The organism is Haloechinothrix halophila YIM 93223 (genome assembly GCF_000504245.1).
Lineage (GTDB): Bacteria > Actinomycetota > Actinomycetes > Mycobacteriales > Pseudonocardiaceae > Haloechinothrix_A > Haloechinothrix_A halophila.
Window position 1 is genome coordinate 5,390,544 of record NZ_KI632509.1, and the last position, 20,499, is coordinate 5,411,042.

At 68.0% G+C, this 20,499-nt stretch carries 18 protein-coding genes; 2 read left to right on the forward strand and 16 right to left on the reverse strand.

Annotated elements, in window-relative coordinates:
- Positions 1–13: 13 nt before the first annotated feature.
- Both AMYHA_RS24640 and AMYHA_RS24645 read right to left on the reverse strand, forming a co-directional pair.
- Positions 14–850, reverse strand: coding sequence for a uroporphyrinogen-III synthase (locus AMYHA_RS24640; protein ID WP_034274967.1), 837 nt, complete (start codon positions 848–850; stop codon positions 14–16).
- Positions 843–1,814 carry a helix-turn-helix transcriptional regulator gene (locus AMYHA_RS24645; RefSeq protein WP_034274969.1) on the reverse strand — a complete coding sequence of 324 codons (972 nt, stop codon included), beginning with the start codon at positions 1,812–1,814 and terminating at the stop codon, positions 843–845. Before AMYHA_RS24645 ends, AMYHA_RS24640 begins: the two co-directional genes overlap by 8 nt.
- Before the next feature lie 60 nt (positions 1,815–1,874).
- Between AMYHA_RS24645 and AMYHA_RS24650 the strand changes: the two genes are divergently transcribed.
- Positions 1,875–2,261 (forward strand): DUF3224 domain-containing protein, encoded by a 387-nt coding sequence (locus AMYHA_RS24650; protein WP_034274970.1) that lies wholly within the window; start codon positions 1,875–1,877, stop codon positions 2,259–2,261.
- A gap of 10 nt (positions 2,262–2,271) precedes the next feature.
- Positions 2,272–3,408, forward strand: coding sequence for a DNA glycosylase AlkZ-like family protein (locus AMYHA_RS24655; RefSeq protein WP_034278733.1), 1,137 nt, complete (start codon positions 2,272–2,274; stop codon positions 3,406–3,408).
- A gap of 111 nt (positions 3,409–3,519) precedes the next feature.
- Here AMYHA_RS24655 and AMYHA_RS24660 read toward each other — a convergent pair whose 3' ends face one another.
- The 14 genes from AMYHA_RS24660 to AMYHA_RS24720 form a co-directional block, all read right to left on the reverse strand.
- Complete coding sequence (locus AMYHA_RS24660; protein ID WP_034274972.1) at positions 3,520–4,209, reverse strand: sirohydrochlorin chelatase; 690 nt, start codon at positions 4,207–4,209, stop codon at positions 3,520–3,522.
- The gene (locus tag AMYHA_RS24665) at positions 4,206–5,348 is read right to left on the reverse strand and encodes a uroporphyrinogen-III synthase (protein ID WP_051400272.1); all 1,143 of its coding nucleotides are present in this window, start codon (positions 5,346–5,348) and stop codon (positions 4,206–4,208) included. The genes AMYHA_RS24660 and AMYHA_RS24665 overlap by 4 nt, the downstream gene beginning before the upstream one ends.
- The gene (gene nirD, locus AMYHA_RS24670; RefSeq protein WP_034274974.1) at positions 5,345–5,686 is read right to left on the reverse strand and encodes a nitrite reductase small subunit NirD; all 342 of its coding nucleotides are present in this window, start codon (positions 5,684–5,686) and stop codon (positions 5,345–5,347) included. Before nirD ends, AMYHA_RS24665 begins: the two co-directional genes overlap by 4 nt.
- Positions 5,686–8,238: a nitrite reductase large subunit NirB gene (nirB, locus tag AMYHA_RS24675; RefSeq protein WP_034274978.1), complete on the reverse strand. Its 2,553-nt coding sequence runs from the start codon at positions 8,236–8,238 to the stop codon at positions 5,686–5,688. Before nirB ends, nirD begins: the two co-directional genes overlap by 1 nt.
- A gap of 283 nt (positions 8,239–8,521) precedes the next feature.
- On the reverse strand, positions 8,522–9,928 hold the full coding sequence (locus AMYHA_RS24680; RefSeq protein WP_034274980.1) for an MFS transporter: 1,407 nt from the start codon (positions 9,926–9,928) through the stop codon (positions 8,522–8,524).
- Positions 9,929–10,061: 133 nt separating this feature from the next.
- Positions 10,062–10,817 (reverse strand): ESX secretion-associated protein EspG, encoded by a 756-nt coding sequence (locus AMYHA_RS24685; RefSeq protein WP_034274982.1) that lies wholly within the window; start codon positions 10,815–10,817, stop codon positions 10,062–10,064.
- Between the two features lie 6 nt (positions 10,818–10,823).
- Positions 10,824–12,101 carry a hypothetical protein gene (locus AMYHA_RS24690; protein ID WP_169732976.1) on the reverse strand — a complete coding sequence of 426 codons (1,278 nt, stop codon included), beginning with the start codon at positions 12,099–12,101 and terminating at the stop codon, positions 10,824–10,826.
- A 30-nt stretch (positions 12,102–12,131) separates the two neighbouring features.
- Positions 12,132–12,776, reverse strand: a complete 645-nt coding sequence (locus AMYHA_RS26675; protein ID WP_084037485.1) for a DUF3558 domain-containing protein — start codon at positions 12,774–12,776, stop codon at positions 12,132–12,134.
- Entirely contained in the window at positions 12,776–13,246 is a 471-nt protein-coding gene (locus AMYHA_RS24695; protein WP_034274986.1) for a hypothetical protein, read from the reverse strand. Before AMYHA_RS24695 ends, AMYHA_RS26675 begins: the two co-directional genes overlap by 1 nt.
- 149 nt (positions 13,247–13,395) lie before the next feature.
- Complete coding sequence (locus tag AMYHA_RS24700) at positions 13,396–14,859, reverse strand: FAD-dependent oxidoreductase (protein ID WP_034274988.1); 1,464 nt, start codon at positions 14,857–14,859, stop codon at positions 13,396–13,398.
- Positions 14,846–17,005 (reverse strand): molybdopterin oxidoreductase family protein, encoded by a 2,160-nt coding sequence (locus AMYHA_RS24705; protein ID WP_034274990.1) that lies wholly within the window; start codon positions 17,003–17,005, stop codon positions 14,846–14,848. Before AMYHA_RS24705 ends, AMYHA_RS24700 begins: the two co-directional genes overlap by 14 nt.
- Positions 17,006–17,146: 141 nt before the next feature.
- Positions 17,147–17,953 (reverse strand): TIGR02569 family protein, encoded by an 807-nt coding sequence (locus AMYHA_RS24710; protein WP_034274992.1) that lies wholly within the window; start codon positions 17,951–17,953, stop codon positions 17,147–17,149.
- 88 nt (positions 17,954–18,041) lie between these two features.
- Positions 18,042–19,232, reverse strand: coding sequence for an adenylyltransferase/sulfurtransferase MoeZ (gene moeZ, locus AMYHA_RS24715; protein ID WP_034274994.1), 1,191 nt, complete (start codon positions 19,230–19,232; stop codon positions 18,042–18,044).
- 168 nt (positions 19,233–19,400) lie between these two features.
- The gene (locus AMYHA_RS24720) at positions 19,401–20,402 is read right to left on the reverse strand and encodes a DUF3152 domain-containing protein (RefSeq protein ID WP_231104885.1); all 1,002 of its coding nucleotides are present in this window, start codon (positions 20,400–20,402) and stop codon (positions 19,401–19,403) included.
- Between the last annotated feature and the right edge of the window lie 97 nt (positions 20,403–20,499).

Sequence of the window (20,499 nt, forward strand, 5' to 3'; positions counted from 1 at the left end):
GCTGACCGTGACGTCACCTTCTCGCCTGGGCACGCGCGGGCAACTCGGCCGAGATGAGCTTGACCAGCGCGCCGAGACGCTGCCGCTCCGGCTGGACCACTGGAACCTCCTGGTCAACCAGCGGCGCGGCGGTGACCGGACCGACGCACGCGCACAGCACGCGCTCCCGCATCGCGACCAGCAGCGAGTCGCGCCTGCCGTGTTCGCCCGCCAGAGCGAGCAGGTTCGCGGCCGCGGGCGCACTGGTGAACGCCAGCGCGTCGACGTCCCCGGCGATGGCGGCGTCGACCAGCCGGATCACGGCGTCGACGTCAACCGGCGGCAGCCAGCGATACGGCTGCGCCTGGACCACCGACGCACCCGCATCGGTCAGCGCACCGACGAACTCCGGCAGCGGTGCGCCATGCAACTGCACCGCGATCCGCAGTCCGGCGACCCCACGTTCCAGCAAGTAGTCGAGCACCTCGGCGTTGGTCTCGTCAGGAGCGGACCACTCCTCAGTCAGGTCCTCGGCGCGCGCCGCACCCTTCGCCTTCGGGCCGCGCACGACTAGCCGTGCCGCGCCGAACCGGCCTAACAGGGCCTCACTGACGCCCCACTCCCGCGCGGCGTCGATCCAGCCACGGAAGCCCTGGCCGGTCGTCATGACGGCGAGGTCGATCGGCTCGGCGAGCACGGCGTCGGTGGCGGCGCGGAGCTCGTCGTCGTCGACGAGCGGCACGATACGGATCGTCGGGGCGTGCCGCACCGTCGCGCCCCGACGTTCCAGCGCGGTGATGAAGTCGTCCGCGCGCCGTTCCGCCGTCACCCCGACGGTGTAACCGGCGAGCGGGTCCTGCTGGTCAGTCATAGATCGCACCCATTGTCCTGATCGCGTCGGCGACCTCGCGCCGCAAGTCGACGGGCTCCAACACTTCCACGTTCGGCCCGAACCGCAACAACTCCCCCAGCGCGGGCGCGCCCGCCTCCACCGGCAGTTGCACCTGCTGCCAGCCGTCGGCGTCAACCGGCGCGGTCGCGTCCCGGACGGCGGCCGCCCCGATCGCGCCGAGATAGAACGCCGCGTGGGTGCGTGCGAAAGGCGACATCCGCACTGTCGCGATCCTGGGGTGCATCCGGCGTTCGAAGTCGGCCGACCAGTCCCGCCAGTACGCGGCGATGTCGAAGTCGGCCGGCCGTTCGAAGCGCTGCCCCGTATCGGTGAAGTCGCTGATCCGGGCGACGCGGTACGTCGCGACGCGCCCGGACAGGCTCCTACCCGCGAGATACCACCTGCCCGCCTTGAAGATCAGCCCGAGCGGGTCCAGTGTGCGCTCGACGTCCTCGTCTCCCCATTTGCGGTAGGCGACGACGATCGTCCGGTCCCGCCACACCGCATCGGCCAGCGCGGCGAGATGGCCGGGGCGTTCGACGCCACGAAACCAGCCGGGGACGTCGAGGTGGAAGCGCTGCGCCACGGCATCGGCTCGCTCACGCAGCTCGGCGGGCAGCGCGGCGGTCACCTTCTGGCGGGCGGCGGCGAGCACCGCCCCGAGCCCGAGTTCGGCGGCGGCCTCAGGTAATCCCGCCAACGCGAGCGCCTGCGCCTCAGGTTCGGTCAGCCCGGTCAGCCGAGTGCGGAAACCGTCGACGAGCTGGTAGCCGCCAGCCCTGCCGCGATCGGCGTATACCGGGATCCCCGCCGCCGATAGCGCGTCGATGTCCCGGTACACGGTGCGCACCGACACCTCCAGCTCCGCGGCCAGCTGCTCAGCCGTCAGTCGGCCCCGGTTCTGCAACAGCAGCAACACCGACAGCAGCCTGCTCGCGCGCATGACCTGATTCTCCCAGAAAACCTGCCAATAGCTGTCAGGTAACGCGACGACGATGGCGCCATGAGCGAGAACATCTTCACCATGCGCACCTGGCAGGAAGACCTCGTCAGCGGCGCCGAGGACGGGCCACGCTACGCCCATGCCCACGCGACGTTCACCTATTCCGGGGTTATCGACGGCACCTCGACGTGTGACTACCTGCTGTACTACCCCGGCGTCGGGACGACATCGCCAGGTCTTGAGCGAATCGAGGGCAGTGTCGACGGCCGCAGCGGCAGTTTCGTGATCAAGCACGACGTCGGGTTCGACGAGCATGGCGTCACCGGCACCTGGCGCGTGCTGCCCGGCTCCGGCACCGGCGAGTTGGCGGGATTGTCCGGAACCGGCACGATCTACGGTGCCTCGGAGACCATGAGCTACACCTTCGACTACGACCTGGCGGGATAGTGACGTGAGCATGCTGAGCGTCGATCGGGCGCAGGTGATGGCGTATCGGGTAGCCGCGCAGGAACTGCACCGACCGCACGGCGACGTCGGGTCGTTGACGGTGCTCGGCCTCGGTGTGCAGGACGCCCAGCGGGGATCGGCCCGGCTGGCGCTCGCGGCACGGCTCGACGTCGACCCAGGCGTGCTGAGCGGCGAGTCGTTCCGGGACACCCTGGATGCGGCGGACGTAACGCTGGCGTGGACGCACCGGGGCGCGCCGCACCTGCACCACGCGGCCGAGCTACCCGCCGTAGCCGCGTCGCTGGTGCCGCTGACCGACGCCGACGCGCAAGCACGGCTGGCCTGGCAGCGCGGCGACGTCGCCAAGGCGGGCATGCCGCCGACGGAGGCGCTGCGCACGGCGGCGTCGGCGCTGCATGACGTCGTGGACGCCACGATGACCAAGGGCGCGGCCAGCGAACGGGTGACCGCGCGAGTGCCGGAGGGGCTGGCGCGGTGGTGTCGTCCGTGCCAGGCGACACACATCCATGAACAGGTCATGCGGCTGACGACGTTGCGGGCAGGGCTGCGGCTAGAGCCGGACGTCTTCCCCGCGACGTTGACTCCGTTGGGTGGTGGGCTGTTGGCCGAGGAGCCCGATCCAGTCGCGTGCACCGGGGTCGCCGCGCGGTACCTGCACCTGCACGGGCCCGCGACGACAGCGGAGACGGCGGGCTTCATCGGCACCACGAAGCGGGTCGCTGGCGAGATCTGGCCGGACGACCTGGTTGAGGTGGAGTTCGAGGGGAAGCGAACGTGGCTCGCGCGCGAAGACGTCGCGATGCTGGAGAACCCACCGGAGCCGGACGCCGTGCGGTTGCTACCGCCGTCCGACCCGCTGCTGCAGGCACGAGACCGGCGCACGCTCGTGCCGGACGAAGGCCGCCACAAGCAGGTGTGGCGGGTGCTCGGCAATCCGGGCGTGCTGCTAGCCGCGGGAGAAATCGTGGCGACCTGGCGAGCGAAGGCCGCTGGCCGCAACCGCCTCGACGTAACTCTCGACCCCTTCCTGCCGCTGCGCCACGCTGACCGCACCGCCGCCGAGGATGAGGCGGCACGGATCGCCGCCGTGCGCGGCTTCCCTGACGTGCGCGTGACCGTGTCCTGAGCAGGGGACATGGCGTGGCGAGCGGGGAACACAGCGTCGGGAACGTCGAATACAGCGTCTGGAACGCAGGACACGACGTCGGGAACGCAGGACACAACGCGGTGGGGCGGCTCACGCGGCCACGAAAGCACCGACGGCAGCCTGATACCTGCGGATGATGAGGTCGACGACGCGAGGGTGAGCACCGAGCGGGTTGGCGGTGACATCCGCCCCCGCGTCGTCGAGTCTGCGCTGGAAAAGACCGGGCGCCAGCAGCCAGGACGCCACCGCGACCGGGACGTCAGGACGCGCCGCGCGAAGCGAAGCGACCGCATCGGACACCGACGGTCGCGCCGTCGCGGCGAAGCCGATCCGCACCGGCGCGCCGAGCCGGACGCTGAGGGCATACGTCGCGTCGTGGACGTCAACGAGCGCACGGGGGTCGCTGGACCCCGCCGCGGCGAGGACGACACCGTCACCCGTGCGGTAGCCACCGTCCACCAGGCGTTCGATCAGCACCGCGACCAGCTCCGGCGCGGGGCCGAACGCATCGGCCAGCACCGTGCGGGGATGCCCACTCGTGGCGATCTGCTGTGGGATATCCGTCCGGACGTGGTACCCGGCGGCGAGGAACGCTGGCACCACAACGGCCCGCTCGCCGAGGTGTTCGGACAAGACGTCGGCCACGCTGGGAACACGGACGTCGGCGTAGGCGACGCGCACGGCCTCGCCAGGTAGCGCCGCCCGCACCCCGTCCGCCAGTGCCTCGATCACCGCGGGGCCAGCCGGGTCACGCGTGCCATGCGCGGCCACCACAATCACGAGACCGCACCCGCCCGGCGGAACGACACGACCTCGGCCTGGTCAACCGGCAGCCGATAACCGCGCTTCACAACGGTCTGCACCAGCTTGCTGTCGCCCAGCGCGGAGCGGAGCCTGCCGACCGCGGTCTCCACCGCATGCTCCTCCCCGCCACTGGGCAAGCACCCGGTCAACTCCTTGCGAGACACCACCGTGCCCGGCCGATGCGCCAGCGCACGCAGCACCGCCATCGGCGCTGGTGCCAGCTCGCGCAGCTCGCCGTCGACGAGCACCGCCTGTCCGCGCAGCTCAACGCTGTGCCCGACCGCGCGCAGGCGAGGCGTGCGCTGCTCAAGTGCCTCAGCCACCACCCGGGCGAGCGCACCGATCCGCGCGCGCTCCGGCTGCACCGTCGGCACCCCCACCGAATCCAGCGGGCCCGCCGTGATCGGCCCGACCGCCGCGACAAGCACCCGTTCCCGCATCGCGGCGACCAACGCGTCGTGTCGTCCGGTGCGCTTGGCCATCGCCAGCATGCTCGCGACAGCGGGGGCGCTGGTAAACGGCAGCGCGTCGATACCACCATCGAGTACCGCGTCAATCAGTCGATCGAGCGGACCGGGATCCGCGGGGCCGACCCAGCGGTACACCGGAACTTCGATCACCTCCGCACCCGCGTGCCGCAATGACTCCACGAAGTACGGCAATGGCTCGCCGTGCAGCTGCACCGCGACCCGCAGCCCGTCCACACCGCTGCTGAGCAGGTGGTCGAGCACCTCGGCGCTGGACTCCGATCCCGGCGAGAACGCCTCAGCCAGCCCGGCCGCCCGCACCGCGCCTTTCGCTTTCGGTCCCCTGGCGAGTAGTCGCGCTGAGGACAGCCGAGCAAGCAGCTCGTCGCCGAGTCCCCACCCTTCAGCGGCCTCCAGCCACCCTCGGAATCCGATACCGGTGGTCAGCACGGCGACATCGAGCGGAGCGTCGAGCAGCCGGCGGGTGGCAGCATGCAGCTCGGTGTCGTCGGCGAGTGGCACGATACGGATCGACGGTCCATATCGGACGGTCGCGCCCTTGCGGACGAACAGCGCACCTAGCTCGTCGGCACGGCGCGCCGCCGTCACACCGATGGCGTATCCCGCCAGCGGTAGCACCGGGCTCACACCGACCCGACGTGGACCACACCGTCGGTGACGCGCACCGGATATGTGGGCACGCTCGCGTCGCCGTCAAGGCACTCGCCGGTGCGGAGGTCGAACCGCTCCTTGTACAGCGGAGATGCGACCACCGGCTGGCCACCCGCGTCCCCGACGATGCCGCGCGAGAGCACGGCGGCGCCGCCGATCGGGTCAATGTTGCCGATGGCATACACCTCGTCGCCCGTGGTGCGGAACACCGCGACTTGTTCGCCGCCGGGCAGGAGAGCGGCGACCCCGGCAGCCACCGGAATCCGAGCCAGCTCACACACTGCGGTCCAGATCCGCGCGTCGGTCATGGTCATCAGGAACTCCCTTCGGCACCGGCGATGGCGGGAATACCCAGCGGTACCGGCACCTGCTGCTCGCGTTCCTCGCGGAAGGAGATCGTCGGGTCCGGCGTGCCCGGCGCGTTGACGAACGACGTGAACCGCGCGAGCTTGTCCGGGTCGTCCAGCACGCCCTTCCACTCGTCGGCGTAGTTCGCGACGTGCGCGGCCATCGCGGCCTCCAACTCGTCGCAGATGCCGAGTTTGTCGTCGACGATCACGTCGCGCAGGTGATCGAGGCCGCCCTCCAGCTCCTCAAGCCAGGACGCCGTGCGCTGCAACCGGTCCGCCGTTCGGATGTAGAACATCAGGAACCGGTCGATCAGCCGGATCAGCGTCACGTCGTCCACATCGGATGCGAGCAGGTCGGCGTGGCGCGGCGTCATGCCGCCATTGCCGCAGACGTAGAGGTTCCAGCCCTTGTCGGTGGCGATGATGCCGAAGTCCTTGCTGCGCGCCTCGGCGCATTCGCGGGCGCAGCCGGACACCGCCGACTTGAGCTTGTGCGGCGAGCGCAGCCCCCGGTAGCGCAGTTCGAGCGCCACCGCCATGCCGACCGAGTCCTGCACGCCGTAGCGGCACCACGTCGATCCGACGCACGACTTCACGGTGCGCAACGCCTTGCCGTAGGCATGCCCTGACTCGAACCCGGCGTCGACCAGGCGTTTCCAGATGTGCGGTAGCTGGTCCACAGTGGCACCGAACAGGTCAATGCGTTGGCCGCCGGTGATCTTGGTGTAGAGGCCGAACTCCTTCGCGACCTCACCGAGCACGATCAGCTTGTCCGGCGTGATCTCCCCGCCGGGCACGCGCGGCACGACCGAGTAGGTGCCGTTGCGCTGCATGTTCGCCAGGAACCGGTCGTTGGTGTCCTGCAGGCCTGCCTGATCGTCCGACAAGATATGCCCGTCCGCGCCAATCACCGGGGCGATGGACGCCAGGATCGAGGCGACAGCGGGCTTGCAGATCGCGCAGCCGGACCCCGAGCCATGCTTGGCGATCAGCTCGCTGAACGTCGTGATGCCCGTCGCGGCGATGATCTCGAACAACTCGGCACGCGATTGGGTGAAGTGCTCGCAGAGCGATTTCGAGACTTCGACGCCGCACGACGTCAGCAGTTTCGGCAGCATCGTCACGCACGAGCCACAGCCGGTGCCGGCGTTGGTGCACGCCTTGAGCTTAGGAACCGTGTCGCAGCCCTGCTCGGTGATGGCGCCCTTGATCTGGCCCTTGGTGACGTTGTTGCAGGAGCAGATCTGCGCCTCGTCCGGCAGCGCATCCACGCCGATGCCGCCGCCATCGCCCCCGGCTGGCGCGATGATCGACGCCGGGTCACCGGGCAGCTCGCTGCCGACCATCGGCCGCAGCGTGTTGTACTCGCTCGCGTCGCCGACCAGGATGCCGCCGAGTAGCGTTGTGCTGTCGTCCGAGACGACGAGTTTCTTGTACGTACCTGCCACGGCATCGTTGACGACGACCTCGAGCGAGCCCTCCGTGGTCGCGTGGGCGTCGCCGAAGCTGGCGACATCAACGCCGAGCAGCTTGAGCTTGGTCGACAGATCCGCGCCGGGGAACGCCGCCGCAGTGTTGCCAGCCGCGAGCTGGGCGGCGACGATCTCGGCCATGGTGTAGCCGGGCGCCACGAGCCCGTAGCAGGTGCCCTCGACGGCGGCGACCTCGCCGACCGCGTAGATCGCCGGGTCGCTGGTGCGGCAGCCGTCGTCAACAACCACGCCGCCGCGCTCCCCGACGTCGAGCCCCGCGTCGCGGGCGAGCTGGTCGCGCGGGCGGATGCCAGCGGAGAACACGATCAGGTCGAGGTCCAGCTCGGTGCCGTTGCCAAGCTTGGCGAGCAGCCGCTCCCGATCCTCGACGATCTCGCTGGTGGACGTACCGGTGTGCACGGTGACGTCGAGATCTTCGACCAGCCGTTTGAGCAGCGCGCCGCCACCCTCGTCGACCTGGATCGGCATCAGCCGGGGCGCCATCTCGATGACGTGCGGCGACATCCCCATGTCGCGCAGCGCCTTGGCGGCCTCCAGACCAAGCAGCCCGCCACCGATGACCGCGCCAGCGGCACGGCCCCGGTTCGACCGTGCGTGGTCGGCGGCGGCCCGGATGGCGTCGAGGTCTTCGATGGTGCGGTAGACGAAGCAGCCGGGCAGGTCACGGCCGGGCACCGGCGGCACGAAGGGGTATGAGCCGGTGGCCAGCACGAGCGCGTCGTAGGCTTGCTCGAACCCTGCTTCGGTGGTGACGACCTTGGCCTCACGGTCGATCCGCGCGACCGGGTCACCGAGGCGCAGTTCGACCAGCTCGTCGCCGTCATAGCTCGATCCGGCGAGCTCCAACGCCGACGCATCCCAGTTTCCGACGTAGGACGACAGCCCGACCCGGTCGTAGGCGGGCCGGGACTCCTCGGCGAGCACGACGACCCGCCAGGCGCCGTCGACGTCTTCCGCGCGGACGGCCTCAACGAGGCGGTGGCTCACCATCCCGTTCCCGACGACTACCAGCGTGCGACTCATCAACTACCTCCGTAACGCGGACGAGTCCATGCTGGGCGCGGGCAATGTCGGTACCGCTTCCCTCGTGTTTCGCAGGCGTTACCAAACGCTCTCCGCACAGGTCAGCCAGGTCAGATGCCGGGCGGCCCGCGCGACGGGCACCGCGACTCACGAGCGGTTTCGCCGCGCTGGACGCGGTTAAGCAAGCCGTAACGCTCCAGTGTGAACCTGCTTACGACCAAGCGGCCCCACGGCGATAACCGCCGTGGGGCCGCTTGGTCCCGCTCGCGCGACGTCGATGAGGTCAGATGTCGGCGTAGGCCAGGCTGGGCGCGCGTCGGATCGCGAAGCTCTTGCGGAGGTAGCACCACCAGGTGACGCCGGCACAGACCACGAAGTACGCCGCGATCACCGCGAGGCCCACCGCCAAGGTTCCGGTGCCTTCCAGCGAGAACTTGAACGACAGGTTGATCAGCACGCCGCCGAACGCGCCACAGGCACCGACGATGCCGAGCACCGCACCTGCCTGCCGCTTGGCCGCCTTCAGCGCGGCATCGAGGTCACCGCCGTCCTTGAACACGGTCGCGCGGGTCTGCGCCGCGAAGATCATCGGGATCATCCGATACGTCGAGCCGTTGCCGATGCCGGTGAGCACGAATAGCGCGATGAACGAGACGAAGAACAGGGCGAAGCTGTCAATATCCACCGCGACGAGCACGCTGATGGTGAACGCCGTCTGCGCGATGAAGTTCCACATCGTGATCTTGGCGCCGCCGATCTTGTCCGCCAGCCAGCCGCCGAACGGCCGCGAGATCGAGCCGATCAGCGCACCGAGGAACGCCAGCGCGACGAAGCCCTTGAAATCGACGAAGGTCTCCTTGATCAGCGTGGGGAACGCGAACGAGAACCCGATGAACGATCCGAACGTGCCGATGTAGAGGAACGCCATCACCCAGGTCTGGTTGTTGCGCAGTGCGACGCCGTAGGACTCACCGTCCGGTTTGGCCGATGTCAGGCTGTCCATGAAGAACCACGAGCACAGACCGGAGATCACAATGACGGGCAACCACATGATGCCCGCGTAAGCCAGGTTGATCCCGGTGCCGATGCTGATGACGATCGGCACCAGCAGCTGCGTCACGGCCACGCCGATGTTGCCGCCCGCCGCGTTCAACCCAAGCGGAAGACCCTTCTTGCCTTCGGGGAAGAAGAACGAAATGTTCGTCATCGACGACGAGAAGTTCCCGCCGCCGAACCCGAGTGCGGCAGCGGTGAGCAGGAAGAACCAGAACGGCGTTCCCGCACTGGTCGCCGTCGGCGCGTTGCTCACCGCGATGATCAGCATCACGCACGGAATCGCCAGCAGGGACGCGCTGATCGTCGTCCAGGCCCTGCCACCGAACTTCGGGATCGCGAACGTGTACGGGATCCGCAGCGACGCCCCGACCAGGTTCGGCAGGATCAGCAGCCAGAACGTCTGGCCGATGCTGAAGGTGAACCCGATGTCGCCGAGGAAGGCGACGATCATGCTGTTCAGGATCCAGACGTTGAACCCGAGGTGTTCCGCGAATACCGAGAACGCCAGGTTCTTCCAGGCGACGCGCTTGCCCGTGCGTTCCCAGAACGTCGGGTCCTCCGGCTCCCAGTGGTCGATCCAACGACCTTTCCGCACCTGCGGTTCTTCGGTCGTTTTCTCGGCTACGGCAGTCATGTCCTACCTCCTGCTCTCCGGCACGATGTCGACGTGCTGGAGGCACCGTAGGAATCCGCCGTTTCGGCTGCGCTGTCACACGATCGCGGTCGTGCTAACGTCCGCGCACTACCAGCTGCGTCACCAGTGAGGGTTACTGCGCTGGCAGTCCGGCGTGCAGTGTGGCCAGCGCGTCCCGGACGTACTCGCGCGTCGCGGGACCGCCGTAGAACCGCTCGTCGCGGCCCTCGCCGACGTTGTAGGTGAGGAAGTGGCCCCAGTCCAGCTCGGCGATGTGCAGCGGCTGGTGGGTGTAGTGGTGCTTGCCTATGCCATCGCGGACGCCGACCGCGATCTCGATGGCCGGGCCGACGACAGGGCGGGTCAGCAGCGTGCGGAGCTGCGTGAGTTCCTGGCTCGGCGGCTGGTCGCTGGTGGCGTCGCGGTGCTGACGGGCTTCAGTGATCGCGACGCTGATCAACTTGCCCGCGCCTGGCCGCAGGCTCAGCAGGTCGAGCAAGGCATCGAGGAGTTGGTCGACACCGATCTCCCGGAATCGGACGACGTCGGTGTCGCCGTCCAGGTCCCGCTCACGCACCGCGAAGACCGCGGCGGTTCCGGTCGACGCGGCCAGCGCGGTGTACTTCCGGTTGTCGACGCGAAAGTCCGCGACGTACTCCAGCCGCGCGGCGCACAGTGGCGGCAGCAAGTCGAGCAAGGCGTCGCTGACCCGGCCTTCCCGCTGGGCCAGCTCCGCTTCGCGCAGCTCGGCGGCGGGATCGGGTGCCTCGTCGTCCGGGCCGTAGAAGACGTCGATAGAGCGCAGCACCGGGTTGAGCGGTCCGGCTTTCTCCCACTCGGCGGCCAGTTCGAGGGCACGCGGCGACGCCGTGAGGATCGGCCCGTACACCAGGGGTTAGCCCTTCCCGCCGTCGTCGGTGTCGCCGATAACCGGCGGCACAACGGTGGTGCCGGTCTGGTCGTCGACGACCTTCTCGCCGAGTTCGTCGACTTCGGTGTCCAGACCCGCGTCCAGTTGCTCCTTGATGGCGTACTTGTCCTTGTGTTCCTTCTCGTCGTCGTTACCTTGGCCGCGTCCACCACCGCCGCCCGCCATGGCGCCTGGTGCGCCGCGACCGACGCCGGTCGCGCCCTTCGCGGCGGCCGCCGTCGATCCGCCGCCAGCCGGGCCCGCGACTCCCGCGCTCTTGCCCGGCTGGGGGCTGCCACCGCTGTACCTGGCCGCCGCATCCGGACCGCGCTGAATCCGGCCTGCCGCGCTGTCGGACTTCGGAGTGCCGCCCGAAGTCATCCGCGAGCCCGCACGGGAGCTTCCGGCGGGAGGCCGGGCTGCGATCGTGCCGCGGCCACGCGGAGCCCTCGTGGTGTCGTTGCCGCCGCCAACTGGGGTAGCGAGCGGGCCGCCGGCGACCGGTGTGCCGGTCACCGGGCGGGGCGTCGGGGCTGTAGTACCCGAAGTTCCCGGCGGGGCCACGGTGGGCTGCTGCACCCCGGACGTCGTGCCACCGCCGAGCGGCGTCGCGGTGCCGGGCGCACCAGTGGTGGGGCTGCCGGTGTAGCCGCCGCCTGCGGCCGGTGTCCCAGCCCCCGTCGCGCCGGGCGCGCCGCCAAGGCTCGGGCCCGCTGCCGTCGGGCTGGCGACCGCGTTGGAGGCGCGGGTCTCGACGTTGATCACGGCACCGTCGTTCTCGATGATGCCGAAGTCCGAGGGCAAAGCGCTGCGCGTGCCGTCCGTGCTCGCCTTGTACTGCTCCATCACCCGCACGTTGTTGGCGTTGGCTTCTTCGTGTTTTGCCATCCCGTCGCGGTAGGACTGGACCTCGTCGGCGTAGCCGGTACCGGGCGCGATTGTTCCGGCGAACTTGGCGAACGCGCTCGGCTCGGCGGGCTCGTCCGGGACGGGAACGACGCTGTCTTTCGACTGCGAGAACGAGTCCGCCTGAGCAGCGATCGACCGGCTGGCATCGTCGATCAGCGGAGCGTTTTGGGCATGCGCCTCGATAAGGGGGGCGATGCCTTTGCCCGCCGCGTCAGCCGAGTCGCCTTCCCAGTACTCCATCATCTGATCATGGGAATTCTTGAGTTCTTCTGCCTCAGCCTCAAACTCCTGAGAAAGCTTCTCGACGATCTCGAATGCGAACTCAAGCGGCTCGATTTGTCCCGCTTGGAACATCCTATAAATCTCGGAGCCCGACGACATGGTTCAATTCCCCTCCTTGAGTGTGTCCAGTGCTGATGCGGCGACTTTCAAGGCTGACGGACATGCTTGGTTCGGGTTCTCCCAGTTAGTGAAATGAACACTGAACAAGAAGTTATTGGTGATTCCGACGGCAAGCGAGCACTCACCCTTGTCTTGATCATCTTTCGATCCAGAGAACGCAGCTGGATAACCGGCATGTCCCGGTATATCCACGGGCTCAACGTAGTCGGTCAACCCAACTTCTTTGCCCTTGTAGACACCTTTGATCCCACCGGTTCCGTTGTCTCGATGAACCGTCTCGAACAAAAGACTGAACTGAACTCGCTCGTTTCCCTTGGGAAACCAGCCACAACTAGGACCTGTCAGTTTCTTCGCAGTGTCACTGTTTACGTCCGGCTCCCCAGGACGCATGTTCCCGACACTATTGATGACACTATTCGCAATCACATCACATGGGCGCTTAAGGTACGGCCCTGCGTCCAACGGTTCTTTCACCTGTGGGACGTCTGGACTACCAGCACCAGAATCCCCACTCGTCGAGCCACCTTCCTGCCCCGACACAGAAGGATCCCCGGCAGTTCTATCCGAACACGAGGCGACCATAACGATCGCAATAGCAGCACCGAGAGCAAGGACCCGCCTTCGCATTAATTGGCACCCCCGGAGCGGTCAAACGTGTTGCTAATCTCTTCTTCATCGTTCATTTTCGAGCGTTTTATACTCTCAATTTTGTCAACATAGTTGTCGACATACTTCAACGCCGAGTCGTTGAGTTCCGCCAACTTCTCAAGAGAACCTCGCGCCCGATCAATATAACTGACACTCGCCGGGTCTTCGGCAAACGGCCGGTCCAGGATGGCATACGCCTCAGCTATCAGCTTTTTTCGCTTCTCAATACTTTCCTGACGATCTTTGAAGCTGTTGATGATCTTGTTCGCGTCCTCGACGCTGGGAAACCGGAAGCCTTTGCCAATGCCGAGCGCACCGAACGTACCTTCCGCCAAGGAGGCACCGCCGTAAACCGTGCGCTCCTTATCGAAGAGGTCTTCCAACGACTCCACGACGCCGGTGACAGCCCGATTGACCGCATCGGCGCTCTCTTGCCAGTCGTCCGCCATCGCCCCTCGTCCTCCAGTTCGCTACCGGCTGCCTCCGGTTGACTACGGTAACGGACACCGCAGGTGCTACGGGCGTGATCCAGCGAACTCCACACGCCTGGCACCGGCCATTCCGACATCGTTACCGCGCGACTGGTTCCGCTGGCGGCCTAATCCGTACTGGCGAGCCAGGTCGCGATGCCGTCAACAACATCGCGGCACCCGCCACACCCCGTCGTCGCGCGCGTGGCACCGGCAAGGTCAGCCGTGCTGCGTGAACCCGAGCGCCATGCGTCGACCAGCGACGACTTAGTGACGTTGTTGCATTTGCAGACCGTGACCGAGCCGGGCATCGTCGCCGGGTTCTCAGCGGGCGCCGCCTCGACTGGCAATGCCCTGCCCAGCAAAAACGCCAGCCGATCGCTGGGCGCGGGCGTGCCGTTGTCGAAGTGGTGCGCCACCGTGGCCGCGGCGTCGGGAAAGCCGAGCAGGATCGCGCCGCGCACCCTGTCGTCGCGCAGCACGAGCTTGGCATAGCGGCCACGCTTCGGATCCGTCAGGCACACGACCTCGTCGTCGGACGAGTCCGTCTCGGCGTGGACGTCGCCAAGCGCCGAGAGGTCGATGCCACGTGCCTTCAACCGGGTGACCACCGATGTACCCCGGTAGCGTGACGACGTGTCAGCACCCGCGAGCAGATCCGCGACCACACTCGACTGCTCCCACGCGGGCTGCACCAAGCCGGTCGGCGCGCCGGGATGCTGCGCGACGTCGCCGATCGCGTAGATGCGCTGGTCGTTGGTGCGCAGCGAATCGTCAACGACGATGCCCCGGTCCACGCTCAGCCCAGCAGACTCGGCCAGCCCGGTCTCCGGCCGCACCCCTGCCGAGACGACGACCAGGTCAGCGGGCAGGTGGCTACCGTCGTCCAGCTTGAGCCCGTCGCCAGGCACGTACCGCGTCGCCAGCTTGCCGAGCGCGAACTCGATGCCATGCTCTGTGAGCGCCGTGGCGAGCACGCCACCCGCGCCAGGGTCGAGCTGTCGCTCCATCAGGTGGCCAACCGGGTGCACCACGGTCACGTTGCTTCCCTGACCGGCGAGCCCCCGCGCAGCCTCCAGCCCGAGAACGCCCCCGCCGATCACGACGACCGGCGCACCCGCCCGCGCGTGCGCGAGGATTCGCTCGCAGTCATCAAGGGTGCGGAACGGCACGACGCCCTCCGCAAGTTCGCCGTCATCGTCCAACAGCCCCTCGGTCGGGGGAATCCACGCGCGGCTGCCAGTAGCGAGCACCAGCGCGTCATAACCCACCTGAGTGCCGTCATCGAGCGCGACGGTGCGGGTATCCCTATCGATGGCGGTGACGGCGGTACCTGTGCGCAGGTCGACATCGTTGAGCTCGGCCCACGACTCATCGTGCAGGTGCACGCTGCGCTGCGACATCGTGCCCGCGACGACGTTGGACAGCAGAATCCGGTTGTAGGCGTGGTGCGACTCGCCGCCGACGACGGTCACACTCACCCGCTGGCCACGCGGGTCGCGGGCACGCAGGTCCTCGGCGAGCCGAGCGCCCGCCATGCCGTACCCCACGATCACGACCCGGCGCGGGCCTGCATGGTCACCTGTCGACATGGGCACCGCTCCTCTCGGCGGATTCGACCCGCACGGCACACACCTTGAACTCGGGCATGCGGCTCACGGGGTCGAGCGCGGGATTGGTCAGCAAGTTGGCGCGTTGCGCGCCGGGGAAGTGGAACGGCAGGAACACGGTGTCCTGCCGTGCCGTCGACGTCAGCCGGACGGGTGCCTCAACCTCACCCCGCCGGGAGACGACGCGGGCGGTATCGCCCGCCGCGAGGTCGTGACGTTCGGCGGTGTCCGGGTGCATCTCAACGAACACCTCCGGTTCAACGGAGCTAAGTTCGTCGATGGCACGGGTCTGCGCGCCGGACTGGTACTGCGCGAGCAGTCGCCCGGTAGTGGCGATCAGCGGGTAGTCGGCGTCGACCGGCTCCGCAGCGCCGTGGTACATCACCGGGCTGAACCTGGCTCGGCCGTCCGGGTGGTGGAAGCGGTCCAGGAACGGCCGGGGCGTGCCGGGGTGGGTTTCCGCAGGGACGTCGATCGTCGTTTCTCCTGCCGCCAAGGGACCATCGGACACGCTCGGCACCGGCCAGTGCAACGCCTCGCCGTCGCGGAGCCGCTGGTACGTGACGCCGGAGTAGTCCGCGATGCCGCCACGCGATGCCTCACGCAGTTCGGTGAATACCGCTTCCGGGTCAGCCGGGAATCGCTCGGACGGCTGACCGAGCCGGACCGCGAGGCCGTGCAAGACGTCGAGGTCGCTCCGCACGCCGTGTGGCGGATCGAGGGCCTTGCTGCGCAGCAGAATCCGGCCTTCGAGGTTGGTCATGGTGCCGGATTCCTCCGCCCACTGCGTTACCGGCAGCACGACGTCGGCCATGGCAGCGGTCTCCGACAGCACGATGTCCGCGACGACAAGGAAATCCAGCGACGCCAGCCGTTCGGTGACATGGCCCGCTCGGGGGGCAGACACCGCCGGGTTACTACCGAACACCAGCAGTGCCTGCGGACCATCGTCGGTGCCGAGGACGTCGAGCAGTTCGTACGCCGACCGTCCTGGCCCCGGCAGCGAGTCGGGGTCGACGCCCCACACGCTCGCGACGTACTCACGGGCGGCAGGGTCATCCAGCTTGCGGTAGCCGGGTAGCTGGTCGGCCTTCTGGCCGTGCTCCCGTCCACCTTGGCCGTTGCCCTGGCCGGTAAGGCAGCCGTACCCGGAGCCGCGACGACCAGGCAAGCCCAGCGCAAGCGCCAGGTTGATCCACGCGCTGACGGTGTCCACGCCGTTGGCGTGTTGCTCGGTCCCGCGCGCGGTGAGCACGTACGCGTTGTTCGCGGCAGCCAGGGTCGCGGCGACCTTGCGCTGGTCGCCGGCGGCAACACCGGTGACGCGCTCCACTCGTTCGGGCCACCAGCTCGCGACCACACGCCACGTCTCCGAAAAGCCGGCCGTACGGCTGTCGACGTATGCCTGATCGAGGTGGCCATCGGCGACGACGGCGTGCAGGATGCCGAGCGCGAGCGCCATGTCGGTGCCGGGCGCGGGTTGCAGGTGCAGCTCAGCGCGCTCGGCTGTCGGCGTGCGGCGCGGGTCGACGGCGATCAGCCCGTCTGACGGTAAGTGCTGCACGAACGGCGGCATCGTCTCCGCCGGGTTGGACCCGACCAGCAGGATCGCGTCCGCCTCGGCGAGGTCGGTGACCGGGAACGGCATCCCCCGATCCATGCCGAACGCCTTGATGCCCGCCGCAGCGGCCGACGACATGCAAAACCGGCCGTTGTAGTCGATCTGCGAGGTCTGAAGCGCCACCCGCGCGAACTTGCCGAGCGCGTAGCACTTCTCGTTCGTGAGACCGCCGCCGCCGAACAGCCCGACGGCGTCCGCGCCGCGTCGCTCGCGAATGTCACGCAGCCGGGTGGCGATGACGTCGAGGGCGTCGTCCCACGTCGCGGGGGTCAGCTCGCCGTCGACACGGATTAGCGGCGCCGTCAGCCGTGCGGGCGACGTCAGCAGGGCCCCGGACGTCCAGCCCTTCTGGCACATGCCGCCGCCGTTGGTGGGGAACTGCCGGGATTCGATGGTGGCGCCGTGCTCGGCGGGCGTCACCCTCATGCCGCACTGCAGCGCGCAATAGGGGCAGTGCGTCGCCGCGCCGGTGGTCGTCGCTGCGGCCGCTGCGGCTGTCGCTGTCACCGGTTACCTCCGTTCGCCGTCCATTGACGGTAGGAAGGCGTTGTTACCGGCAGGTGCAGCGATGTTTCATGCGTTTGACATTGTGCGCACACAGCGCACGTATGCCGAGGTGAGCGGCCCGTCCGGTGAGGCACGCCACGCTCAGACGTACCGGCTGACCGTGCTCGCCGCGTGCCGCAGCTTTTCCAGCGTTTGTTCGTCGGCGCCCGGATCGAGCGCGCCCGCCGCGAGCCGGAACAGCACCGCGCGCAGCAGCATCTGCCGCCACGCGGGGATGTGCTCCCACCGCTCCATGACGTCGATGTCCGCGGTGCCGTCGGCGATGGCGTCCACGACGACCAATGCGGCGGACCACTCTGGCGGGCGGAAGAACGGACGGAAGTCCACGACGGCGGGCGCGGCGTCGGTGTAGAACAGCACGCTGCGGTACAGACTGGCGTGCACCACCTGGTCTTTCAGCAAGACGGGTTTGGCCGCGCCGAGTAGCAGGTCGAACCAGCGAGTACAGCTGGAATCGTCGAGGTCGACCTCATCCTCGCCCCATGCCATCCGGTCGGCGCGGGCGAGGACGTCGTCACGTTTACTGATGAAGTGCGGTCGCGGCAGGTGCTCCAGCGCCTGGTGCAGTTTGACCGACACCAGCACAAGGTCATCCACTGTGGACGCTTCAGTGCCAGCTGGTTCGCCGTCGAGTGCGCGCAACGCCATCCAGCCACCGACCACCTGACGCCCGTCCGTGGCGCGCGCGGGGCGTGCGATCCGCAGGTCAGGCAGGCTGACGTCGTCCAACGACTTGGCGAGCCACAACGCCTGCTCGGAGTCGGTGACGGGCAGCAGCGTCAGCTTGCCGGTACGCCACCCCAGCCCGCAAAACGGCTCCAGCTCTCCCTCGTCGACGCCGAACGCCGAGCACACCCGGCCGGGCGGACACTCCACGATAGTGGACACACGCGGAGATTACCGTCAAACCGGTGATGCAGGAATGGGGTGTCGTGAAGGGCGTCTCCACACCACAGCGAAGACGCCCTTCACCACCTCAGTACGTCGGCAGACTTGGGTCCACCTGGTTCGCCCAGGCGAGGACGCCGCCGCCGAGGTGAGTGGCGTCGGAGAAGCCCGCCTTGTGCAGTGCCGCGAGCGCCTCCGCCGAACGCGCACCGGACTTGCAGTGCAGCACGATCGGCTTGTCCTGCGGCAGCTCGGACAGCGCCTCACCGGAGAGAATCCGGTCCTTCGGGATCAGCTTCGCGCCCTCGATCTTGACGATCTCGTACTCGTGCGGCTCCCGGACGTCGATGAGCTGGAAGCTCTTGCCCGCGTCGAACATCGCCTTGAGCTCGTCCGGGGTGATCGTCGCGTCGGCAGCCGCCTCGGACGCCTCGTCGCTGACCACGCCGCAGAACGAGTCGTAGTCGATCAGCTCGGTGATCTTCGGCGTCTCCGGGTCCTTGCGGATCTTGACCTCGCGGTAGCGCATCTCGAGCGCGTCGTAGCTGATCAGACGGCCGAGCAGCGGCTCACCGATACCGGTGATGAGCTTGATCGCCTCGTTGACCATGATCGAGCCGATCGACGCGCACAGCACGCCGAGCACGCCACCCTCGGCGCACGACGGCACCATGCCAGGAGGCGGCGGCTCGGGGTAGAGGTCGCGGTAGTTCAGGCCACGGCCGTCCGGCGCGTCCTCCCAGAACACGCTGACCTGGCCTTCGAACCGGAAGATCGAGCCCCATACGTACGGCTTGCCGAGGATCACGGCGGCGTCGTTGACCAGGTACCGAGTGGCGAAGTTGTCCGTGCCGTCCAGGATGAGGTCGTAGTCCCGGAAGATGTCCAGCGCGTTGTCGTTGCTGAGCTGTTCCTGGTGCACGACGACGTTGACGAACGGGTTGACCTCGGCGACCGACTCCTTGGCCGACTGCGCCTTCGGCTTACCGATGTCGGACTGGCCGTGGATGATCTGGCGCTGCAGGTTCGACTCGTCGACGATGTCGAAGTCGATGGTGCCGAGGGTGCCCACCCCCGCCGCGGCGAGGTAGAGCAGCGCGGGGCTGCCGAGGCCGCCCGCGCCGATCACGAGGACCTTGGCGTTCTTCAGCCGCTTCTGCCCCTCGACCCCGACGTCCGGGATGATCAAGTGCCTGCTGTACCGAGCGACCTCATCCTTGGTGAGTTCGTCGGCGGGCGCAACGAGCGGCGGCAGTGCCCCGCCTCGTGTGTCTGACATTGTGGCGTTCCTCCATCTACGCACCGTGGGCGACGCTCAAATCACGTCACGACTGGTGTCAACGCAGGTGCGGCTCGGTCTCTTCCATCGTTCTACGTCAGCCCCGCGTAGTCCACATCATGGTGGTCATGTCCACATGTTGGACGACCACAGCAGGGCCCCCGCGTGCTACGGCTGGGGGTTCGGCCAGGCATTGGGCTTGCACACCTTGCCGTCCCGTGGCACCGACGCGTGGTCGGTGCGGTTGAGCTTGGCGACGTAGTCGTTGGACACGCCGAACGTCTGCTGCATCATCACCGGCGCGAGCGCGCCGTCCTTGGCACAGCCGACGTGACCGATGCCGAGCGCGTGCCCAACCTCGTGGTTGATCGCATACTGCCGGTACAGCCCCAAGTCGCCGTTGAACGCCTTCGCGCCACGTACCCAGCGTGCCAGGTTGATGACGACCTTGCCGATGTCGCTGCGCCAGCAGGACGCCTCGAACTTGATGGTGTAGCCGCAGACGTCGGGGCCGTGGTTGGTCTCTGGTGTGGTGAGGCTGACGGCGAAGTCGGCCGCGGCGGGATCGTTGATTCGCTGGAACGACACCGTGCCGTCGAAGGTCCAGCTCCTCGGGTCGGACAGCGTCGCCTCGACGGTCTTCGCGAACGCCTGGTCGCCGCCGTAGCTGCCCGGGTTGATGCCGTCCTCCACTTCGATGACGTACTTGTACAGCCTGCCACCGGAGCCGACTCGCTTGCTCTTTCCTGGGATGACGTGCCAGGTGCCCTTACCGCTCTTGGTGAAGCCGCCGCCCTTGGGCAGCTTCGCGGTGGGAATGTCGAGCTGGATCGGATCGACAGGGTTCTCAGTCACGATGGGCGGTTCCATCGCCCTGCCGCCGACCTCGGGTTCCTGCGGGACGGTGGCCCCCGCCCTGACCCCCTCATCGGCCGGGCTGCCACCGCTGAGGTCGAACACGACGATCACGGTCAGCACGAGCAGTATGGGTAAGGCATAGATCCGCCAGCCGTAGGTGCCGATAATCCTGCGCGGCAACGACTTTGCCTTCTGCGGTGGCGGCGCGGCGGGCTGCTCACCGGTATTCGGCCGCCACGACGCCCGCAACGGTTCGGCGCTGCGCCGGGGAGGCGGTGGCCTTTCGGGAGGCGACATACCGGGCGGCGGCATCAGCCGTTCCCTTGACGGAACCGGCCCTGGGCCATCACCCCTGCCAAGGCCAGTGGTAGCGGTACGAGCAGGGTGACGCACTCGCTCGCGTCGCGCT